Annotated in this window: 21 protein-coding genes, 1 tRNA gene and 1 pseudogene; 14 read left to right on the top strand and 9 right to left on the bottom strand. The window is 71.0% G+C overall.

Annotated features, from left to right (window positions below):
• Window positions 1-91 precede the first annotated feature (91 nt).
• Both ACFYZB_RS16595 and ACFYZB_RS16600 read left to right on the top strand, forming a co-directional pair.
• Window positions 92-514, top strand: coding sequence for a hypothetical protein (locus ACFYZB_RS16595; RefSeq protein WP_388758919.1), 423 nt, complete (start codon window positions 92-94; stop codon window positions 512-514).
• A gap of 34 nt (window positions 515-548) precedes the next feature.
• The gene (locus tag ACFYZB_RS16600; RefSeq protein WP_388758921.1) at window positions 549-1,418 is read left to right on the top strand and encodes a spermidine synthase; all 870 of its coding nucleotides are present in this window, start codon (window positions 549-551) and stop codon (window positions 1,416-1,418) included.
• A gap of 24 nt (window positions 1,419-1,442) precedes the next feature.
• On the opposite strand, the gene ACFYZB_RS16605 is transcribed toward ACFYZB_RS16600, so the two are convergent.
• Window positions 1,443-1,955, bottom strand: coding sequence for a hypothetical protein (locus ACFYZB_RS16605; RefSeq protein ID WP_388758923.1), 513 nt, complete (start codon window positions 1,953-1,955; stop codon window positions 1,443-1,445).
• 98 nt (window positions 1,956-2,053) lie between these two features.
• Here ACFYZB_RS16605 and ACFYZB_RS16610 point away from each other — a divergent pair, with 98 nt between their 5' ends.
• The 8 genes and pseudogenes from ACFYZB_RS16610 (at window position 2,054) to ACFYZB_RS16645 (ending at window position 7,634) form a co-directional block, all read left to right on the top strand.
• Window positions 2,054-2,773, top strand: a complete 720-nt coding sequence (locus tag ACFYZB_RS16610) for a response regulator transcription factor (protein ID WP_388758925.1) — start codon at window positions 2,054-2,056, stop codon at window positions 2,771-2,773.
• Window positions 2,770-4,152: a sensor histidine kinase gene (locus ACFYZB_RS16615; protein WP_388758927.1), complete on the top strand. Its 1,383-nt coding sequence runs from the start codon at window positions 2,770-2,772 to the stop codon at window positions 4,150-4,152. The genes ACFYZB_RS16610 and ACFYZB_RS16615 overlap by 4 nt, the downstream gene beginning before the upstream one ends.
• Window positions 4,153-4,284: 132 nt before the next feature.
• Window positions 4,285-5,745 carry a cellulose binding domain-containing protein gene (locus ACFYZB_RS16620; protein WP_388758929.1) on the top strand — a complete coding sequence of 487 codons (1,461 nt, stop codon included), beginning with the start codon at window positions 4,285-4,287 and terminating at the stop codon, window positions 5,743-5,745.
• Window positions 5,746-5,804: 59 nt separating this feature from the next.
• Window positions 5,805-6,089 carry a hypothetical protein gene (locus tag ACFYZB_RS16625; RefSeq protein ID WP_351207331.1) on the top strand — a complete coding sequence of 95 codons (285 nt, stop codon included), beginning with the start codon at window positions 5,805-5,807 and terminating at the stop codon, window positions 6,087-6,089.
• The gene (locus tag ACFYZB_RS16630) at window positions 6,071-6,484 is read left to right on the top strand and encodes a DNA-binding protein (RefSeq protein WP_351207333.1); all 414 of its coding nucleotides are present in this window, start codon (window positions 6,071-6,073) and stop codon (window positions 6,482-6,484) included. Before ACFYZB_RS16625 ends, ACFYZB_RS16630 begins: the two co-directional genes overlap by 19 nt.
• Window positions 6,485-6,555: 71 nt before the next feature.
• On the top strand, window positions 6,556-6,867 hold the full coding sequence (locus tag ACFYZB_RS16635) for a trypco2 family protein (RefSeq protein WP_388758932.1): 312 nt from the start codon (window positions 6,556-6,558) through the stop codon (window positions 6,865-6,867).
• A gap of 115 nt (window positions 6,868-6,982) precedes the next feature.
• Window positions 6,983-7,186 (top strand): annotated as a pseudogene (locus ACFYZB_RS16640) (hypothetical protein); the annotation flags it as partial.
• 112 nt (window positions 7,187-7,298) lie between these two features.
• Window positions 7,299-7,634, top strand: a complete 336-nt coding sequence (locus ACFYZB_RS16645) for a hypothetical protein (protein ID WP_388759073.1) — start codon at window positions 7,299-7,301, stop codon at window positions 7,632-7,634.
• Window positions 7,635-7,686: 52 nt separating this feature from the next.
• Here ACFYZB_RS16645 and ACFYZB_RS16650 read toward each other — a convergent pair whose 3' ends face one another.
• From ACFYZB_RS16650 to ACFYZB_RS16665, 4 genes are all read right to left on the bottom strand, one after another.
• A complete protein-coding gene (locus ACFYZB_RS16650) occupies window positions 7,687-9,117 on the bottom strand; it encodes a GH1 family beta-glucosidase (protein WP_388758934.1) in 1,431 nt (476 codons plus the stop codon).
• A 110-nt stretch (window positions 9,118-9,227) separates the two neighbouring features.
• Window positions 9,228-10,112: a carbohydrate ABC transporter permease gene (locus ACFYZB_RS16655; RefSeq protein ID WP_351207338.1), complete on the bottom strand. Its 885-nt coding sequence runs from the start codon at window positions 10,110-10,112 to the stop codon at window positions 9,228-9,230.
• Window positions 10,109-11,134 (bottom strand): carbohydrate ABC transporter permease, encoded by a 1,026-nt coding sequence (locus ACFYZB_RS16660; protein ID WP_388758936.1) that lies wholly within the window; start codon window positions 11,132-11,134, stop codon window positions 10,109-10,111. The genes ACFYZB_RS16655 and ACFYZB_RS16660 overlap by 4 nt, the downstream gene beginning before the upstream one ends.
• On the bottom strand, window positions 11,131-12,465 hold the full coding sequence (locus tag ACFYZB_RS16665; protein ID WP_388758938.1) for an ABC transporter substrate-binding protein: 1,335 nt from the start codon (window positions 12,463-12,465) through the stop codon (window positions 11,131-11,133). The genes ACFYZB_RS16660 and ACFYZB_RS16665 overlap by 4 nt, the downstream gene beginning before the upstream one ends.
• A 385-nt stretch (window positions 12,466-12,850) precedes the next feature.
• Here ACFYZB_RS16665 and ACFYZB_RS16670 point away from each other — a divergent pair, with 385 nt between their 5' ends.
• Entirely contained in the window at window positions 12,851-13,906 is a 1,056-nt protein-coding gene (locus ACFYZB_RS16670; protein WP_388758940.1) for a LacI family DNA-binding transcriptional regulator, read from the top strand.
• A gap of 94 nt (window positions 13,907-14,000) precedes the next feature.
• On the top strand, window positions 14,001-14,930 hold the full coding sequence (sigJ, locus tag ACFYZB_RS16675) for an RNA polymerase sigma factor SigJ (protein ID WP_388758942.1): 930 nt from the start codon (window positions 14,001-14,003) through the stop codon (window positions 14,928-14,930).
• 56 nt (window positions 14,931-14,986) lie between these two features.
• Here sigJ and ACFYZB_RS16680 read toward each other — a convergent pair.
• From ACFYZB_RS16680 to ACFYZB_RS16695, 4 genes are all read right to left on the bottom strand, one after another.
• Window positions 14,987-15,059, bottom strand: a tRNA-His gene (locus ACFYZB_RS16680).
• A 129-nt stretch (window positions 15,060-15,188) separates the two neighbouring features.
• Window positions 15,189-15,791, bottom strand: a complete 603-nt coding sequence (gene orn, locus ACFYZB_RS16685; protein ID WP_388758944.1) for an oligoribonuclease — start codon at window positions 15,789-15,791, stop codon at window positions 15,189-15,191.
• Between the two features lie 113 nt (window positions 15,792-15,904).
• Window positions 15,905-17,122, bottom strand: a complete 1,218-nt coding sequence (locus tag ACFYZB_RS16690; protein ID WP_388758946.1) for a helix-turn-helix domain-containing protein — start codon at window positions 17,120-17,122, stop codon at window positions 15,905-15,907.
• Window positions 17,123-17,501: 379 nt separating this feature from the next.
• Window positions 17,502-17,771: a hypothetical protein gene (locus ACFYZB_RS16695; protein WP_388758948.1), complete on the bottom strand. Its 270-nt coding sequence runs from the start codon at window positions 17,769-17,771 to the stop codon at window positions 17,502-17,504.
• 328 nt (window positions 17,772-18,099) lie between these two features.
• Here ACFYZB_RS16695 and ACFYZB_RS16700 point away from each other — a divergent pair, with 328 nt between their 5' ends.
• Both ACFYZB_RS16700 and ACFYZB_RS16705 read left to right on the top strand, forming a co-directional pair.
• On the top strand, window positions 18,100-18,627 hold the full coding sequence (locus ACFYZB_RS16700) for a universal stress protein (protein ID WP_351207354.1): 528 nt from the start codon (window positions 18,100-18,102) through the stop codon (window positions 18,625-18,627).
• A 126-nt stretch (window positions 18,628-18,753) separates the two neighbouring features.
• Window positions 18,754-19,296 (top strand): GPR1/FUN34/YaaH family transporter, encoded by a 543-nt coding sequence (locus ACFYZB_RS16705; RefSeq protein WP_225096334.1) that lies wholly within the window; start codon window positions 18,754-18,756, stop codon window positions 19,294-19,296.
• The last annotated feature ends 5 nt before the right edge of the window (window positions 19,297-19,301 follow it).

Raw genomic sequence — 19,301 nt, forward strand, 5'->3', positions numbered from 1 at the left:
CCATCCTTTGCGGCGCACTTGTGCCGTAGCCGTTGACGCGCCCGGGCGTTGGATTCCATGGACCGCAACAGGCTGTGTGGTGGAGGCCGGCATGGAGACCAGGGAGTCCAGCCAGAGCAACGAACCTTGTGGGTCGCCCTCGTCGGCCGGCGGAGACGACGTGGACGCGGCGTCCTGCGACCTCGTGACGGTACCGGCCCGGCAGGGCCTCGAGGCGGTCGACATCCTGCGGCGCGGCGTCGGCGAGGCGATGGGCCCCGTGCTGCACGACGGCAGTTGCGCCACCCTGGGCTTCCTCGTTCCGGCGGGTACGGCGGCCGGCTGGGACGTGCCGGGCAGCACCTGCACAGAGACCGACGGGCGCGGACTCAGGCTGAACCCCGAGCCCCCGGTGGAGGGCTCCGACTGGCTGCTGCCGCCCGGCGAGGCCGATCTCGCCACCGACCCGGTGGTGCTGCGCCGGGCCCTCGGGGAGGCGGCCCGGATGATCGAGGCGGCCGACGGCTGCCAGTGAGGCGGTCGCCCACGGCACCTGCGAAAATGGACCGGTGGGCAGGTCCAGGAACACACGGCGCAGATCGGCGGCGGCCGAGGCCGTGGTGGAGGCGGTCGACGGCGGGCTCGCACAGCTCGTACCCGACCCCGACCGGGGCCGCGCCTGGACGCTGCTGATCGACGGCGCCCCCCAGTCGCACGTCGACCTGGACGACCCCGCGTACCTCTCCTTCGAGTACCAGCGCCGGCTCGGCCATGTCATCGACCTCGTCGCACCGCCCGGCAGGCCCGTGCACGTCGTGCACCTCGGCGGCGGCGCGTTCACCCTCGCCCGGTACGCCGCCGCCACCCGGCCCCGCTCCACCCAGCAGGTCGTCGAGCGGGACGCAAGCCTGGTCCAACTGGTCCGCCGGGAGCTTCCGTTGGACCCGAACGCCCGGATCCGGGTCAGGTCGGCGGACGCCCGCGCGGGCCTCGCCAAGGTGCCGGACGGCTGGGCGGACCTGGTCATCGCGGACGTCTTCAGCGGCGCCCGCACCCCGGCCCATCTCACCTCCACCGAGTTCCTGGACGAGGTCCGCCGGGCCCTGAGGCCGTCCGGGGTCTACGCCGCCAACCTCGCCGACGGCCCGCCGCTCGCCCATCTGCGCGGCCAGATCGCCACCGCGGCCGCCCGGTTCGCCGAACTCGCGCTGATCGCCGACCCGGCCGTGCTGCGCGGCAAGCGCTTCGGCAACGCCGTCCTGGTCGCCTCCGACGCCCCGCTCCCGGTCGCCGAACTCACCCGCCGTGCCGCCTCCGACCCGCACCCCGGCCGCGTCGAACACGGCAGGCCGCTCACGGACTTCACGGGCGGCGCGGCCGCCGTCACCGACGCGGCGGCGGTGGCTTCGCCGGCCCCGCCGCCGTCGGTGTTCCGCTGACCCGGCTCCACCCGGGCGCCGGGCTCAGTAGTTCCCGATGTCCACGTGCGGCGGCCCGTCGTGCCAGGTGCACATCACCGACACCCGGTCGGTGCCGCTGCTGAACTCCACCCGGATCCAGGTCGCGGTCTTCCACACCTGCATCGACCAGCCGGTCCCCGGGGTCGCCGAGACCAGCGTGGCACTGGACGGGCCCAGGTCGAACACGGCCCGGCCGCCGTCGGTGTCGTACGACTTCACCTGGCCGGACGCGGACGAGGGCGGGGAGGCGGTGGTGGAGGCGCTCGGGGACCGCGTGGGTGTCGGGGCCGGTGCCGTCGGGCTGGTCGACGGCCGCTTCGACGGGGACGGGCGATCCGTCGGCGAGGACAGGGCCTTCGAGCCCTGGGCCGTCGCGTCGGCGGCCGTGACCGGCAGGGCGCGCGGCGGGTCGTACGCCGTCCCGGCCATGACCGTGTGCACGCCCCACCACGACAGCGTGACCGCCGCTCCCGTGGCCAGCAGCCATGCCAGTACGTGTACGAGTCCTCTGCGCATCGCGGGCCATACTGCCCCAGGGGAACCGCCCTGTGCACATAACCCGAGTTATCCACAGGCCCGGACCACCGTCGCCCCCATGGCGTACGGTGCGGCGCATGGCAAGTGTGCTCGTGGTCGAGGACGACCAGTTCGTACGCTCGGCGCTCATCCGGCATCTGACCGACGCCGCACACACCGTGCGCAGCGTCGGTACGGCACTGGAGGCGCTGCGCGAGGTCGCCCATTTCCGCTTCGACGTGGTCATCCTGGACCTCGGGCTGCCGGACCTGGACGGCTCCGAGGCGCTGAAGATGCTGCGCGGCATCACCGACGTCCCCGTGATCATCGCCACCGCCCGGGACGACGAGACGGAGATCGTCCGGCTGCTCAACGCCGGCGCGGACGACTACCTGACCAAGCCCTTCTCCGTCGAGCACCTCTCCGCGCGGATGGCGGCGGTGCTGCGCCGGGCCCGCTCCGGCGGCACGGAGGCCGCACCCTCCTCCGTGCTGCGCGTCGGCGGGCTGACCGTCGACCCGCTGCGCCGCCAGGCCGAGCTGGACGGGGTCCGCCTCGACCTCACCCGCCGCGAGTTCGACCTGCTCGCCTTCCTCGCCGGCCGCCCCGGGGTGGTCGTCCCGCGCAGGGAACTCCTCGCCGAGGTCTGGCAGCAGTCCTACGGCGACGACCAGACCATCGACGTCCATCTGTCCTGGTTGCGCCGGAAACTGGGGGAGACGGCCGCCCGGCCCCGCTATCTGCACACGCTCCGGGGCGTCGGTGTGAAGCTCGAACCCCCCACGGAACCCGCCGCGGACGGGGGGCCGGTGCGATGAGATGGGCCCTGGTCAAGGTCTGCCTGGCGGTCACCACGATGGTCGTGGTCGCCTTCGCGGTCCCGCTCGGACTGGTCGTCGAGGAGATGGCCCGCGACCGGGCGTTCTCGAACGCCGAGCGGGAGGCCGCCGCGGTCGCGCCCGCGCTGTCCATCACCACCGACCGGGACAAACTGGAGCGCGTGGTGGCCTCGGCGGGCGCCGACTCCGGGATGGCCGTGCATCTGCCCGCCGAGGGCGGCAGGCCCGCGCTGGACCTCGGCCCGCGCCGCGCCGCCGCCCGCGACATCCAGGCGGTACGGAAACTGGGCCGGGCCTCCACGACCTCGGTGGCCGGCGGCTCCACACTGCTCCAGCCGGTCGCGCTCGGCTCCGGAGACATCGCGGTCGTCGAGGTGTACGTCCCCGAGTCAGAGGTGACCAACGGCGTCGGCACGGCCTGGGCGGTGCTCGCGGCCGTCGGCCTCGCGCTGATCGTCGGATCGGTCGCGGTCGCCGACCGGCTCGGGGTGCGCATGGTGCGGCCCGCCCAGCGGCTGGTCGAGGGGGCGCACGATCTGGGCGAGGGCAAGCTGGGGGCGAGAGTGCCGGAGGACGGGCCCACCGAACTGCGGCTCGCGGCCGTGGCGTTCAACTCCATGGCCGACCAGGTCGTCCAGCTCCTCGCCAACGAGAGAGAGCTGGCGGCGGACCTCTCGCACCGCCTGCGCACGCCGCTGACCGTGCTGCGGCTCAACGCCGCCTCCCTGGGCGGCGGACCGGCCGCCGAGCAGACCCGGGCCGCGGTCGCCCAGTTGGAGCGCGAGGTCGACACCATCATCCGTACGGCCCGGGAGGCCAAGCCGCAGACGGCGGCCCTCGGCCCGGGCGCCGGGTGCGACGCGGCCGAAGTGGTGTGCGAGCGCATGGAGTTCTGGTCCGCGCTCGCCGAGGACGAGGGCCGCAAGTGGCGGGTGGCCGGCGTCGAGCGGCCGGTGCGCATACCCGTGGCCCGCGCCGATCTGGCTGCCGCGCTCGACGCCCTGCTCGGCAATGTCTTCCGGCACACCGCCGAGGGCACCGCCTTCGCGGTCGACGTGCACAACGGCGAGGACGCGGTGATCGTGCTGGTCTCCGATGCGGGCCCCGGCATAGCCGACCCCGAGGCGGCGATGGCCCGTGGGCGTGGCTCCGGGAACGCCGGCTCGACCGGGCTCGGGCTCGACATCGTGCGCCGGCTCGCCGAGGCCACCGGCGGGGACGTCCGGATCGGCTCCTCGGTGCTGGGCGGCACGGAAGTGCGGATCTGGTTCCAGCTGGACGGGCGGCGGCCGGTGCGGGGGCGGGTACGCAGGCGGCGCCGATCGGGCAAACCGGTCCTCACTGGTCTCGACCATTAACCACCCCCGATCCCTTCCTTAAGCGAACCCTAAGGTCTGCAACGGCCGCCCCGATCAGGCTATTTGTCCGATTCCGGATCGCTAGCGTCTGCCGCACCTCACCCCCCGTGAACAGCGAAGGCAGGCACGCGCATGACCACGCACCGGCGCAGGATCAGTGGCAGGAACAAGGCGATAGGCGGTCTCGTGGCCGCGGCCGTGGTCGGCGGCGGCGCGGTCCTGCTCACCGGCACCGCCAACGCGGCCGGTGTGAACGCCGCGTACACCAGGACCAGCGACTGGTCGACCGGCTACACCGCGCAGTACGTCGTCACCAACAACAGCGGCCAGGCCGAGAAGACCTGGACCCTTCAGTTCGACCTCCCGGCGGGCGCCAGGCTCGGCTCCCTGTGGAACGGCGAGTCGAGCGTCAGCGGTTCGCACGTCACCGTGAAGCCCGCGAAGTGGGACACCGAGGGCCTCGCCCCCGGCAAGTCGGTGACCGTCGGCTTCGTGGTCGACGGCAAGGGCGATCCGACCGGCTGTCGCATCGACAACGCCCAGTGTTCCGCCGACGACGGCGCCACGCCCGAGCCGAGCGGCCGGCCCACCCAGTCCCCCACCCAGTCCCCGTCGCCGACCTTCACACCCACCCCGACCAAGAGCGCCACCCCCACCCCGACCCCCTCCCGGACGACCGGCACCGGCAGCGGCACCACCGCCTCCGGCGGCTTCGCCCCGTACGTCGACACCTCCCTCTACCCGGCCTTCGACCTGGTCGGCGCGGCCGACGCGACCGGCGTGAAGAACTACAACCTCGCGTTCGTCACCGACGGCGGTGGCTGCACCCCCAAGTGGGGCGGTGTGACCGATCTGACCAGCGACGCCGTCGCCGCCCAGATCGGCTCCCTGCGCGCCAAGGGCGGTGACGTCCGGGTCTCCTTCGGCGGCGCCTCCGGCTCCGAACTGGCCACCACCTGCTCCTCGGCGGACGCGCTGGCGGCCGCGTACGGCAAGGCGGTCGACGCGTTCAAGCTGACCAAGGTCGACTTCGACGTCGAGGGCGGCGCGCTGCCGAACACGGCGGCGAACACCCTCCGGGCGAAGGCGATAGCGAAGCTTCAGGCGCTCCACCCGGACCTGGACGTCTCCTTCACCCTCCCGGTGATGCCCGAGGGCCTCACCCAGGACGGCGTGAACCTCCTGTCCGACGCCAAGTCCAACGGCGTGAAGATCTCCACCGTCAACATCATGGCGATGGACTACGGCCCGTCGTACAACGGCGACATGGGCGACTACGCGCAGCAGGCCGCGACGGCCACCCAGGCCCAGGTCAAGAGCGTCCTCGCCCTCTCCGACTCAGCCGCCTGGAAGGCGGTCGCCGTCACCCCCATGATCGGCGTCAACGACGTCTCCTCCGAGATCTTCAAGGTGGACGACGCCACCCAGCTGGTGAACTTCGCCCAGTCCAAGGGCCTCGGCGGCCTGTCGATGTGGTCCGCGGCCCGTGACAAGCAGTGCGCAGGCGGCGCGAAGAACTCCGCCGACCCCACGTGCAGCTCCATCGTCCAGGACACGTTCGCCTTCTCGAAGGCGTTCGGGGCCTTCAACTGAACCGACTCGTGCGTGAGCAGCCGTGGGCCTTTTCCTACTTCTTTGATAATCTCAGTCGCATGAGTGAGACGTCGTACGGAGTCGGAGAAGGGCCCGCGACGCGCGTCAGCCTTTCCCTGCCCGAGGGCACGGCGGAGGCCATCCGCCGACGGGTCGGCAAGCGTGAGTTCTCGGCCTTCATCACCGAGGCGGTCGAGCGCGAACTGCGTGGTCAGATTCTGGACGAATACCTGGCCGACTACGAGCGCCGCGAAGGGCCGGTCTCCGAGCAGTCCAGGGAGCGGGCCCGGCAGGTCTTCGACGAGGTGTTCGCCGAGGAGGGCCAGTGGCCCGCCGCAAGCTGAGCCACGAGGGCACCCTCGTCCTCGACTGCGAAGGCCTGTCCAAGTTCGTGGCTGACCATGAGCCCGTCGTCGCCCTCGTCGCCGAGGCGCGGAGGCGGGGCATGGAAGTGGTCGTCAGCGCCCTCACCCTCATCGAGTCCGCGCACAGTCGCGTGAACAAGGCGCGGCTCGCCTGGGCGCTGTCCGGTATGCGGATCGTGCCGGTCGGCGACGAGGAGGCGAAGGCGGCCTCGGCCCTGCTGATCGGCGCCGGTCTGCACGGCCACAAGTACGCCATCGATGCCGTCGTCGCCGAGATGGCGCTGCGGCAACGCCGACCAGCGGTGATGCTCACCTCGGACGTGGACGACATGACCAAGCTGTGCGGCGGCAGGGTACGGCTGGTCGCTGTGTAGCCGGGCTTGTGCCGACTGCTGGGCACCGGGTGACCGGTAGCGTCTGAGCATCCGTGCACAAGGGAGGCGCAGTGATCGAACTGTCTGACATGCTCCGTGAGTTGAGGAGGCAGCTCACGTCGGCCGTGGCGGACGGGGACGGGCAGCTGGTGCGGTTCGAGCTGGGGCCCGTGGAGGTCGAGGCGACGGTCGCGGTCACGCGTGAGGCAGGCGCGGACGCCAAGGTGAAGCTGTGGGTCGTCGACGTGGGCGCGAACGGCAAGTACGCACAGGCGCAGACACAGCGGATCAAGGTCACTCTGACTCCGAAGGCCTTCCCGGCGGACGGCGGCCCGGTTCGGCCTGTACTGATCGCAGGCGGCGAGGTTGAGGGCGAGCGCTGACCAGGGCCTTCGGCCGGAGCTTGTCGCTGAGATCATCGTCAGTCTGCCGGATGGCGGGGGCCGGCGGGGGACCGGGTATCTCGTCTCACCGGACCTGATCCTGACCGCCGCGCACGTGGTCGACGGCGGCGTGGAGATCCGGGCACGGTTCCAGGCCGACCGTCCCGAGGAGTGGAGCGCCGAGGCGGCGGTGACCTGGCGGCATCAGGGCATCGACATCGCGATTCTCGCCGTAGAAGCCGTAGAAGCCGTAGAAGCCGTAGAAGCCGTAGAAGCCGTAGAAGCCGTTGCCCCCGGCGTAGGCGTCCCGCCGGTCTCCTTCGGCCGGATCGGTGAGCTGGACGCGGTGCTGACGTGTACCACCCTCGGCTTTCCCCGCTTCAACCCACCGTGCGCGGCGCTGCGCCCACCACGCGGCCGGGGTGACGGGCGTGTCGGACCGCTCGCTGGCGGGCGTCGACATATCGACGGCGATCATTCAGGCACTGGCGTGGTCGGGAGCAACGGAGCCTGCCGTTGCGGCGATCGAAGAACTCTCCGGGAAGCTGGCGGACTTCCCCCTGGGGACGCGCTTCCTCAGCCGTGCCTCCGCGGTGGCCGCCGAGGGACTGTGGGCCCACGACCCGGAGGCGGCGGAGCGGCTCGTCGACCGGTTCCTCGCCGGCACGCCTCGTCCTTCCGTGCCGAGAGCAGCGCACTCCATCGACCCCGACGCGGTCTTCCGCGTACGGGACGTGGTATTCGCCCACATGGGGCTCAGCGAGTGAACAGACGGCACGGGGTGCGGCCCGCCCCCACGGCGGGTCGCACCCCCCGTCTTCAGGCGGCGGAGTCCACCGCCGGCAACACCCCCGTCCGCGCCACCTCCCCGTACCACCGCGCGCTCGACTTCGGCGTCCGTTCCAGCGTCGTGTAGTCCACGTACACGGCGCCGAACCGCTTCCCGTAGCCGTACGACCACTCGAAGTTGTCCATCAGGGACCACAGGTAGTAGCCGCGCACGTCGGCGCCCTCGGCGATGGCCCGGCGGACCGCCGCGAGGTGGCCGTGCAGGTAGGCGATGCGCTCGGGGTCGTGGACGCGGCCGTCGGGGTCGGGCTTGTCGTCGTAGGCGGCGCCGTTCTCCGTCACGTACAGCGGCAGACCCGGCGCCTCGCGCGTGTAGCGGACGAGCAGGTCGTACAGGCCGGTCGGATCGATCGTCCAGCCCATCTCCGTGCGCTCGCCCGGCGTCTGGTGGAAGAGCACGTCGTCGGCGCCCGGCCAGGGGGAGTGCTCACTGGCGCCGTGGCCGTCCGCCCGGGGGCCCTTGACCTCGCCGGACGCGGCCGAGACCAGGGCCGGGGTGTAGTAGTTCAGGCCCAGCGCGTCCAGCGGGGCGTTGATCGCGCGGGTGTCGCCGTCCAGGACGTACGACCAGTCGGTGATCGAGGCCGTGGCCTGGAGCAACGACGCGGGGTACGCGCCGTGCAGCATCGGGCCGTGGAAGATCCCGTTGGCCAGGTCGTCGATCCGGCGGGCCGCGGCCAGGTCGTCCGGGTCCTGCGAAAACGGCCGTACCACCGAGGAGTTGAGGCTGACCGCCACCTCGTTGCGGGCCGGCATCACCGAGCGCAGGGCCGAGGCCGCCAGGCCGTGCGCCAGGTTCAGGTGGTGGGCGGCGCGCAGGGCGGCCGCCGGGTCGGTACGGCCCGGGGCGTGCACGCCCGACCCGTAGCCCAGGAAGGCGCTGCACCAGGGCTCGTTGAGAGTGATCCACTGCTCCACCCGGTCGCCCAGCGCCTCGCCGACCAGCCGCGCGTACTCGGCGAACCGGAGCGCGGTGTCCCGCTGCGGCCAGCCGCCCGCGTCCTCCAGCTCCTGCGGCAGGTCCCAGTGGTAGAGGGTGAGCGCCGGCCTGATGCCGTGGGCGAGGAGCTCGTCCACCAGCCGGCGGTAGAAGTCCAGACCGCGCTGGACCGCGGGGCCCCGGCCGGTGGGCTGCACCCGCGACCAGGAGACCGAGAAGCGGTACGCGGTCAGACCCAGCTCCGCCATCAGCGCCACGTCCTCGCGGAACCGGTGGTAGTGGTCGACGGCGACGTCCCCGGTCTCGCCGCCGGCCGTCCTGCCCGGCGTATGGCTGAAGGTGTCCCAGATCGAGGGGGTGCGGCCGTCCTCCCGCACCGCCCCCTCGATCTGGTACGCCGAGGTCGCGGCGCCCCAGAGGAAGGCGGGAGGAAAGGTCACGGACGTAACGGGTTCAGGCATGGAAGCGCTCCCATTGGGGTCGGAGGGGACCTGGCGCAGTAGCTGGGGGCCAGGGGAAGAGGAGGGGCAGGGGCCGGAGCGGCGGTGGCCCGGCCCCTGTGCGCAGGGGTTCAGCCCTTGATCGCGCCCTGCATGATCCCGCCCACGATCTGCTTGCCGAACAGGACGAACGCGATCAGCAGCGGCAGCGTGCCGAGCAGCGCGCCCGCCATGATCACCGCCTGGTCCGGGACATAGCCGGTGCCGAGCGAGTTCAGGGCCACCTGCACGGTCGGGTTCTGCTGGTTCAGCGCGATGATCGGCCACAGGAAGTCGTTCCAGGCGAACACGAACGTCAGCAGGCCGAGTACGGCCATGGCCGGACGCGCCGCCGGGAAGACCACGTGCCAGACGATCCGGATGCTGCTCGCCCCGTCCACCCGGGCCGCCTCGATCAGCTCGGTCGGCAGCGCCTGCACCAGGTACTGCCGCATGAAGAACGTACCGAAGGCGGTGACGAGACTCGGCAGGATCACCGTCTGCAGCTGGTTGGACCAGCCGAGGTCCGACATCCACAGGTACAGCGGTACGACGGCCAGCTGCGGCGGGATCATCATCGTGCCGACGGTCAGCAGCAACAGCAGGCTGGAGAACCGGAACCGAAGCTTGGCGAAGGCGAAGCCGGCCAGGGTCGAGAACAGCACCGTGCTCACCGTGATCGTGCCCGCCACGATCACCGAGTTGAACATCGCGGTGCCGAGCCCCGCCTGGTCCCAGGCCGTCTGCAGGTTCCTGAACAGGTTGCCGCCGAACCACAGCGGCGGCGGGGTCTCGGCCAGCCGCCGGTCGGTGCGGGAGGCGGCGATCGCCGTCCACACCAGCGGGGCGAGGGAGACCAGCGCGAAGACGGTCAGCACGACGTACGTCACCGGGCCCGCGTGCAACTGCTTGCCGGCCCCCATCCGGCCGCGGCGCCGGACGGCCTTGCGGGGAAGTGTGAGTTCACCGGTCGTCATTGGGACTTCCTCAGCCGTCGGGTGAGCAGCAGATTGACCGCGGCGACGACCAGCAGGACCAGGAACATCGACCAGGCGATCGCGGACGCCTTGCCGAGGTTGCCGATGATCCAGCCCTGGTCGTACATGTACAGACCGAGCGTCTGGTACTGGTGCTCGGAGCCGCCCTTGGAGCCGCTGACCCCGCCGAACAGCAGCGGCTCGCCGAAGAGCTGGGTCGCGCCGATGGTCGAGACGACCACCGTGAAGAGGATCGTCGGCCGCAGCTGCGGGATGGTGACATGCCGGAACTGCTGCCAGCGGTTCGCGCCGTCGATCGCCGCCGACTCGTAGAGGTCGGCTGGGATCGCCTGCATGGCGGCGAGGTAGATCAGCGCGTTGTAGCCGGTCCACCGCCAGATCACGATCGACGACACCGCGAACTGCGAACCCCAGTCGGACTCACGCCAGTTGACCGGGTTCACCCCGAAGAAGTGCAGGATCCAGTTGACCATGCCGCCGTCCCACGAGTACAGCAGCGTGAACACCAGGGTCGCCGCGGCCACCGAGGTGGCGTACGGGGTCAGCATCACCACGCGCCAGACGGTCGAGCCCCGCAGCCGGTAGTTCAGCAGGTGCGCGAGCCCGATCGCGGCCAGCAGCTGCGGCACGGTCGAGATGACACCGATGGTCAGGGTGTTCTTCAGCGCGTTCCAGAAGAAATCCGAGGACCAGAGGTTCTTGTAGTTGTCCAGGCCCGCCCAGCTCTGGTGGCCCAGGGAGGACAGCTGCACATCGTGCAGCGAGTACCAGGCCGTGTAGAGCAGCGGGACCAGCGTGAACGCCCCGAACAGGACGAAGAAGGGGGACACGAACGCGTACGGCGACGCCTTCATGTCCCAGCGGTACAGCCGGCTGCGCCAGGAGTCGGCGCCCGCCGGCGCACCGCTACCGTGAGCGCCCCGCGCCGCGCCCGGCGGGGTGCCGGGCGCGGCGTCGGCGCTCGACGCGGGATGCGCGAGAGCCTGCTTGGAGCTGGTCACTGGCCGAGCACGTCCTTGATCTCCTTGGACGCCGCGTCCCAGCCCTGGGACGGCGACTTGCCCTTCTGCTCGACCTGGAGGATGCCGACGTCGGTGATCGCGGAGTTGATCGGCTGGTCCTTGATGCCGAAGTACTGCGTCGGGATCGTCTTCGCCGAGTCGGAGAAGATCTGGGTGAGCGGCGCGTTGGAGAAGTACGCCGTGGTGTCCGCGGCCGGCTTCAGGCTCGCGTACGCCGACGGGGTCGACGGGAAGCTGGCCTGCTTGGCGAAGACCTTGGCCTGCTGCTCGGGCGCGGTCAGCCACTTGGCCAGCGCGATGGCCTCCTTCTGGTGCTTGCCCGCCGTCGGCACGCCGAGGAAGGAGCCGCCCCAGTTGGCCGCGGTGGGCGCGGCCGCCACGTCCCACTTGCCCTTGCCGGAGTCGCCGGACTTCTGCTCGATGTAGCCGAGCATCCAGGCCGGGCAGGCGACGCTGGCGAAGGTGCCGTTGGCGTAGCCCTGGTCCCAGGTCGGGTCGAACTGCTTCAGCTTCGCCGACATGTCGCTGGTGGCGACGTCCATGGCGACGTTCCAGGCCTTCTTCACACCGTCGGACTTGTCCCAGACGACGTTGCCGGTCGCCTTGTCGTAGTACCGCTCGTCACCGCCGCCGAGGGCCGCGTTGTAGACGGAGGACGCGGAGTCCACGAACTTGGTGCCCTTGGGCGCCTTCTTCATGTACTGCTTGCCGACGTCGACGTACTTGGCCCAGTCGCCCTTCCACATGTCGGCGAGCTTGGTCCGGTCGGTCGGCAGCCCCGCCTTCTGGAACAGGTCCTTGCGGTAGCAGATGGCCATCGGCCCGATGTCGGTCCCGAGCCCGATGAGCTTGCCGTCCTTGGTGGTGGCCTGGGCGTTCTTCCAGTCCAGCCACTGGGACTTGTCGACCTCCTTGCCGAGGTCGACGAACTTGTCCGCCTGTGTCTGCACGGCCTCGGTGATGTTGCCGATCTCGATGGCCTGGACGTCGTCGGTGCCGGAGCCGGCCTGGAGGCGGGTGAGCACCTTCGGCCAGTACACGTCGGTGCGGGTGGTCACGTTCTCCTTGATGTTGATGTCGGGATGCAGCTTCATGTACTCGTCGTAGAGGCCGGCCTGCTTGTAGCCGAAGACGCCGAAGGTGCCGATGGTCAGCGTGATCCTGCCTTTGCCACTGCCGTTTCCGCCGCCGTCCGAGTTGTCCGACGAGCTGTTGTCGTCCTTGGCGCAGCCGGCCAGCAGCCCCGTGGTCAACGCGGCAACGGCCGCGAGGGCCATCAGCCGCTGGGACCGGCGGATGCTCGTGCGCATTGCGTCCTCCTGTTGCCTGACGTGCCGACCCCCCGGCCAACTGCATGAATCGGGCCCGTTCGTACGCGCTGCGGCTCGGGCGGGGAACGTGCGGGATGTGTAGGTGCCAGGTACTGTGGGAGCGCTCCCACGAGTGATGTGTTGAAGAGTCGCCGGTCGGGGGCGGGGTGTCAAGGGAGCGGACGACGGGAACCGCGTTCGGTTATCTGAGTGTTAACTGGCCAGTGCCGGGGTGTAGAACTCGGCCTGTCCGGCGTTTGAGGGCGGGGCCGAAGGCCGATGAGCCCGGGGCCCGGGGGGCGGCAGCCCCTGGGACGGCAGCTGCAGGGAACGGGGCTGTTAGATTCCAGGCCAGCACAGGAGTCGGTCGAGAGAGGCGGAGCCCATGGCAAGCCACGGAGCGCGGGGCCGCAGCGGGGGTCGGCCCACGCTCGAGGAGGTCGCCGCCCGGGCCGGGGTCGGCCGGGGCACGGTCTCGCGGGTGATCAACGGCTCGCCCCGGGTCAGCGACGCCACCCGCGCCGCGGTCGAGGCGGCGGTCGCCGAGCTCGGCTACGTCCCCAACACCGCCGCCCGCGCCCTCGCCGCCAACCGCACCGACGCCATCGCGCTGGTGGTCCCCGAGCCGGAGACCCGCTTCTTCGCGGAGCCCTACTTCTCGGACATGCTGCGCGGAGTCGGCTCCGAACTGTCCGACACCGAGATGCAGTTGCTGCTGATCTTCGCGGGCAGCGACCGCGAGCGCCGGCGCCTCGCGCAGTACCTGGCGGCGCACCGGGTGGACGGCGTCCTGCTGGTCTCGGTCCACGCCGACGACCCCCTGCCCGACCTGCTGTCCCAGCTGGAGATCCCGGCCGTGATCAGCGGCCCCCGCTCGGCCGGCGAGACGCTCACCTCGGTGGACTCGGACAACTACGGCGGCGCCCGCTCGGCCGTGGAGCACCTGCTCTCCCGCGGCCGCACCCGCATCGCCCACATCACCGGCCGCCTCGACGTCTACGGCGCCCAGCGCCGCGTCGACGGCTACCGCGACGCCCTGCGCGACGCGGGCCGGGAGGTGGACGAACTCCTTGTCGAGCCGGGGGACTTCACGGAAGAGGGCGGTCGCCGGGCGATGTCCGTGCTCCTCGGCCGCCGCCCCGACCTGGACGCGGTCTTCGCCGGTTCGGACGTGATGGGGGCCGGCGCCCGGCAGGTGCTGCGCGAGGCGGGCCGCCGTATCCCGGACGACGTGGCCCTCGTGGGCTACGACGACTCGGCCATCGCCCGCCACATGGAACCGCCGCTGACCAGCGTCCGCCAGCCCATCGAGGAGATGGGCCGCGCCATGATCGACCTGCTCCTCACGGAGATCGCCGACCGCCGCCCACCCGCGTCCCGGGGGCTGGAGCGCCGGCACGCGGTGCTGCCGACGGAACTGGTGGCGCGGGCGTCGTCGTGACGACGGTGGGGTGCGATGCGGACGGGACCGCGGTGTCGTACCTCTCGGATACCCTGCTGGACGTCGTGGCGATCTTCGGAGGGGGGACTCCGTGGTGGGATCAGTCAGGGAGACGGACGCGGACGGATACCGGTCGCTGCTGTTCTCCATCGCCTACGGGATGACCGGATCCGTGGGCGACGCCGAGGACATCGTGCAGGACGCCTTCCTCGGCCTGACCCGGGCACGCCAGGCCGGGACCACGGTCGAGAACCTGAAGGCGTACCTGACCACTTCGGTGACGCGGCTGGGCATCAACTACCTGAGCTCGGCGCGCGTACGGCGGGAGACCTATGTGGGCGACTGGCTGCCCGAGCCGGTCGTCATATCCGCCGACCGGCCCGGACCGGCCGAACACGCCGAGCTCTCCGACTCCCTGTCGATGGCGTTCCTCGTCCTGTTGGAGGCCCTCTCCCCGGTGGAGCGGGCGGTGTTCGTGCTGCGCGAGGTCTTCGGGTACGGCTACCCGGAGGTGGCGCGGCTCACCGGCAGGTCCGAGCCGAACTGCCGGCAGATCTTCGCCCGCGCCAGAAAGCGCATCGCCCCCGCCGGGCAGGTGGCCGACATCGCGGCGCCCCCGGCGCGGCGGGCGGAGAGCGAGGAGCTCGCCCGTAAGTTCTTCGCGGCCGCCGAGGGCGGCGACATGGACGCGCTGCTCGACATGCTCGCCCCCGACGTGGTCTTCCAGGGCGACGGCGGCGGCAAGGCGCGGGCGCTCGCGAAGTCGATCACCGAGGCGCGCCCCATCGCGCAGCTGCTGGTCGGCGGCCTGCGCCGGGTCGGGAAGCTCGGTGCCTTCCTCAAGGCGGCCCGGGTCAACGGCCGCCCGGGTGGCGTGATCCACGACGCCGACGGCCGCGTGGCCAGCGTCATCGAGCTCGACATCGCCGACGGCAGGATCCGGGCGATCCGCGCCGTCTCCAACCCCGACAAGCTCGATCATCTGGGACCGGTGTCGGACATCGGGCGGCTGCGGGAGAGGTGACGGTCCGCACACGAAACAGCCGGTGACTCCGACGGAGTCACCGGCTGATCGGTGAGGGTGAGTGACGGGACTCGAACCCGCGACATCCTGGACCACAACCAGGTGCTCTACCAGCTGAGCTACACCCACCACGACCGGCGGTGGAACTTGTCGTTTCCCCGACCGGCCGAGAAGAAGTCTACAGGGTCCGAAGGGGTGCTCGCGCACAGGTTTTCGCGCAGGTCCCCGAGCGGACCCCGAAAGGGCGCGGAGGAGTCGTTACTGCGCGGGCAGCACGTGCTTGGCGGCGATCGCCTTCGCGGTGTCGGAGTCCGGGCCGGGCTGCGGGACGAAGACGGCCTCGCGGTAGTAGCGCAGTTCGGCGATCGACTCGCGGATGTCGGCGAGGGCCCGGTGGTTGCCGTTCTTCTCCGGGCTGTTGAAGTACGCCCTCGGATACCAGCGGCGGGCCAGCTCCTTGATCGACGAGACATCGACGATGCGGTAGTGGAGGTAGTCCTCCAGGGTCGGCATGTCCCGCAGCAGGAAGCCGCGGTCGGTGCCGACGGAGTTGCCGCACAGCGGGGCCTTGCCGGGCTCCTTCACGTACTCCCTCACATAGGCGAGGACCCGCTCCTCGGCGTCCTGGAGTGTCGTGCCGTTCGGGAGCTCGGCGAGCAGCCCGGACGCGGTGTGCATCTGACGCACCACCTCCGGCATCGTCTCCAGCGCCTGGTCCGGCGGGCGGATGACGATGTCCACCCCCTCGCCGAGTACGTTCAGCTCGGAGTCGGTGACGAGGGCGGCCACCTCGATGAGCGCGTCGTCGGACAGCGAGAGGCCGGTCATCTCGCAGTCGATCCACACCATGCGATCGTTCATGCGACCACCCTAAGGCGGACCTGAACATTTGTGGCGCCCTGTGCCGGTGCCGAGCTCGCCGAAGAAGGGGGCGAGCTGTGCTCGCCCCCTCCCGCTCAGCGACCGGATCCCGCTCAGCTACCGGGCCGCGGTCCCGGCAGCAGTCCCACCGCGCCCGCCGCCGTGCGGCGGCTCTGTATCGGTACCCCGCTGTCCCGGTCCGGGTGCAGCACGGGTGCGTGGCCCACCGGTCCGGGGCCCGCGAGGCCCGTGGGCGGGCCCGGCTGGCCGGAGGGCGACAGCGCCGGCTCCGCGTCGGCCGGCTTCTCGCCCTGCGGCCTGCGGGCCCGGTAGGCGGCCCGGTAGGCGGCGGGGGACGAGCCGAGCTGGCGGCGGAAGTGCCCGCGCAGGGCCACCGGTGAGCGGAAGCCGCAGCGGCCCGCGACCTCGTCCACCGAGTAGTCCGACGTCTCCAGCAGCCGCTGTGCCTGCAGCACCCGCTGGGTGATCAGCCACTGCAGCGGCGCGCTGCCGGTCAGCGAGCGGAACCGGCGGTCGAACGTGCGGCGGCTCATGTAGGCGCGTGCCGCCAGGGTCTCCACGTCGAACTGCTCGTGGAGGTGTTCCAGCGCCCAGGCGACGACCTCGGCGAGCGGGTCGGCGCCGATCTCCTCCGGTAAAGACCGGTCGAGATAGCGCTCCTGGCCGCCCGACCGGCGCGGTGGGACCACCAGGCGGCGGGCCAGCGCGCCGGCCGCCTCGTTGCCGTGGTCCGTCCGCACGATGTGGAGACAGAGATCGATTCCGGCCGCCGTACCCGCCGACGTCAGGACGTCACCGTCGTCCACGAACAGCTCGCGCGGATCGACGTGCACCGACGGATAGCGCTTGGCCAGCGTCGGCGCGTACATCCAGTGGGTCGTCGCCGGGCGGCCGTCCAGCAGGCCCGCCGCCGCGAGGACGAAGGCGCCGGTGCACAGCCCGACGATGCGGGCACCCTCCTCGTGCGCCCGGCGCAGCGCGTCGAGCGCCTCCTCCGGTGGTGGCGCGGTGATCGACCGCCAGGCCGGTACGACGACCGTCCCGGCGCGTGAGATCGCCTCCAGTCCATGCGGCGCGGTGAGTTCCAGGCCCCCGGTGGTCCGCAGCGGACCCTCCTCGCCGGCGCACACCAGCAGCCGGTAGCGCGGCACGCCGGCGTCCTGGCGGTCTATCCCGAACACCGACAGCGGGATGGAACTCTCGAAGATGGGGCCGCCGCTGAACAGCAGCACCGCGACGATCTCCTTGCGGCGTCGCCCGGAGAGTTTCCGGGCCGCGGCTTCCGGCGCGGCAGTGGAGTCGTGGCTCATACTGCTAAGCCCCCCTCGGTGGTCGCGGCTCCTCGGTTGTGTCGCTCCTGCACGTTTCCCCTCGGTCCTGCACGAGTCCCCCGCCGTAAAGACAGTCAAGATCGAATCTACTGGTTCCCGCGGTCTGACGGTGACCAGTTCCACACGCCCGAGATTGTCGACATGACAACTTGGCGTGAAGCATTCGATCACGAAGCGTTGCACTCGCGGAGCGCGCAGGGAAGTGCGCCTTGTCGCAGTGGCCAAACCGCGTAGGGTGCGCAGCCGCCCGTGGACCCTTTCCGTGCAGGTCGAACGGGGGTTGGGGGGTGGTCGGGGCCCCTCTTGGTCGACATTCAGAAGTTGGCTGAAAAGAAGCGTTCGAGGGTACGGAAACAGGTCAGTCGACCGGTGTCCGCCGACGGGTGTGACGTCCGCCTCTTTGCACGCCGCAACGCGCTGCACACCGCTCCGACCGGCGCAGCAGGAAGCGGCACGCGGCCGTGACGGCGGCCAGGCCGAGGGCGGCGCCCGTCGCGCCGGCCAGCGAGGTGCCGTACCAGACCAGGACCACGGGGACGAGCACGCAGCTGAAGACGGCCCAGCGGATCACGTCGCTCACGGTGTCCGGCGCGGACGGCGGCGCGGAGGTGGATCGATGACCGGGCATGACGCGTACTCCCTGGGTGGTGGCTCAGCCGGTTCAACGCCCGTTCGACCGGTCGGTCACCGGCCGTACTTCTGTGAATCCCGTGCAAACCGCCTGTACGGGGCAGCAACCATTGCGTTACGGGCGCCGCTCGTGCATGCTCCGGTGAACCCCTACAGACATCGGGGGACCGCTTACGGAGCGTGCGCGGGATCTGGGCTCGGGAGGCGTGCCGCCGTACCCTTGGGGGTATGGGGTTGGGAAGATGTTTCCCGGACACAGCTCCGTGACACAGTTCCGCACACACTGTCGTCCCCCACCCATAAAGGATCACAACGCCGAGACAGCCATGGCCGGTCACGAATTCTTCGAACCCGCGGACCGCAAGCGGCCGGTCGCCGACCCCACGGCGGCCGATCCCCTGGCGGCGGAAGAGCCACGCCCCTCATGCGACCCAGCCTTCCGGCACGGAGTCGTCGTCGGCTTCGACGGCTCCACCTCCAGTGAGCGCGCCCTCGCCTACGCCATCGGCATGGCCCACCGCTCGCACTCGGGCCTGATCATCGTCCATGTCGCCAACCGGCTGCCCACCACCGTGTGGGCCGGCTGTGAGCCGCCCGTCTTCGTGGACGTGCCGGACCACCGCACCGAGGTCCTCGGCCTCGAGCTGGCGTGCGCCGACTATCTGGCCGAGGTGCCGTGGATCCTGGTCGAGCGGGGCGGTGACATCTGCCACGAACTCGAAGAGGTGGGACGGGAGTACGAGGCGGACGCGATCGTCGTCGGCTCCACGCACGGCATCGTCGGCCGCATCTTCGGCTCCGTCGCGGGGCGGCTCGCCAAGCGGGCGCAGCGGCCCGTGATCGTCATCCCCTGAACATCCCAGGCCCCGTCAACTCCCTTTGTGCAGCGCGAAACTACTCGCGCGTAGAGGTGGTTTGTGCCCTTGTGAAGGGCATATATCGGTCACCCGCGCAACAGCACAGCATGAAGGGAGCCCGCCGTGGACAACGGAAGTACTACGGTGGTTGGCCGACTCGCCCTGGGAATCACCCTGTTGGCGTTCGGTCTCGGTACGACAGGCGTGATCCACGGTGTGGCCGCGTCCGATGCCGTGTCAGTGGCCCACTACGTGGGCGGAGTTGCTCTGTTCCTGGTCGGCCTGCTGGCCTTCCGTGGTGGCGACGGCGTTTCCGGCACGGGCTTCGCGGCCCTCGGCGCGCTGTGGTTCACCTGGGCGGTCGGCGGTCATTCCTCCGCCAACGCGGCCGGGCTCTTCCTGCTCCTCTTCGCCCTGGTGGCGCTCACCCTGACCCTCGCGGGCGGGGACAGCCTCGGTCAGGTCATGCACGGGCTGCTGTTCCTGGCGATGCTGGTGCTGGCCGTCGCGGCCTTCGCCGACAGCTCGTCTCTGGCCAAGGTGGGTGGCTGGGTCGCCGCGGTGTCCGGTGCCGTGGCCTGGTACGCCGCGACGGCCGCGCTCGCTCACTGGCCGACGGCTCTTCCGGGGCGTGCTGCTGGCCGGGGGGTGACGGCCGCCGGCTGATCCGA

It is taken from the genome of Streptomyces sp. NPDC001852 (assembly GCF_042891825.1).
Lineage (GTDB): Bacteria > Actinomycetota > Actinomycetes > Streptomycetales > Streptomycetaceae > Streptomyces.

Excerpts from the sequence above, each read along its gene's own strand:
- ACFYZB_RS16595 (WP_388758919.1), top strand. The coding sequence starts at position 92 with ATGGAGACCAGGGAGTCCAGCCAGAGCAACGAACCTTGTGGGTCGCCC.
- ACFYZB_RS16605 (WP_388758923.1), bottom strand. The coding sequence starts at position 1,955 with ATGCGCAGAGGACTCGTACACGTACTGGCATGGCTGCTGGCCACGGGA.
- ACFYZB_RS16610 (WP_388758925.1), top strand. The coding sequence starts at position 2,054 with ATGGCAAGTGTGCTCGTGGTCGAGGACGACCAGTTCGTACGCTCGGCG.
- ACFYZB_RS16615 (WP_388758927.1), top strand. The coding sequence starts at position 2,770 with ATGAGATGGGCCCTGGTCAAGGTCTGCCTGGCGGTCACCACGATGGTC.
- ACFYZB_RS16620 (WP_388758929.1), top strand. The coding sequence starts at position 4,285 with ATGACCACGCACCGGCGCAGGATCAGTGGCAGGAACAAGGCGATAGGC.
- ACFYZB_RS16625 (WP_351207331.1), top strand. The coding sequence starts at position 5,805 with ATGAGTGAGACGTCGTACGGAGTCGGAGAAGGGCCCGCGACGCGCGTC.
- ACFYZB_RS16650 (WP_388758934.1), bottom strand. The coding sequence starts at position 9,117 with ATGCCTGAACCCGTTACGTCCGTGACCTTTCCTCCCGCCTTCCTCTGG.
- ACFYZB_RS16655 (WP_351207338.1), bottom strand. The coding sequence starts at position 10,112 with ATGACGACCGGTGAACTCACACTTCCCCGCAAGGCCGTCCGGCGCCGC.
- ACFYZB_RS16665 (WP_388758938.1), bottom strand. The coding sequence starts at position 12,465 with ATGCGCACGAGCATCCGCCGGTCCCAGCGGCTGATGGCCCTCGCGGCC.
- ACFYZB_RS16670 (WP_388758940.1), top strand. The coding sequence starts at position 12,851 with ATGGCAAGCCACGGAGCGCGGGGCCGCAGCGGGGGTCGGCCCACGCTC.
- orn (WP_388758944.1), bottom strand. The coding sequence starts at position 15,791 with ATGAACGATCGCATGGTGTGGATCGACTGCGAGATGACCGGCCTCTCG.
- ACFYZB_RS16690 (WP_388758946.1), bottom strand. The coding sequence starts at position 17,122 with ATGAGCCACGACTCCACTGCCGCGCCGGAAGCCGCGGCCCGGAAACTC.
- ACFYZB_RS16695 (WP_388758948.1), bottom strand. The coding sequence starts at position 17,771 with ATGCCCGGTCATCGATCCACCTCCGCGCCGCCGTCCGCGCCGGACACC.
- ACFYZB_RS16700 (WP_351207354.1), top strand. The coding sequence starts at position 18,100 with ATGGCCGGTCACGAATTCTTCGAACCCGCGGACCGCAAGCGGCCGGTC.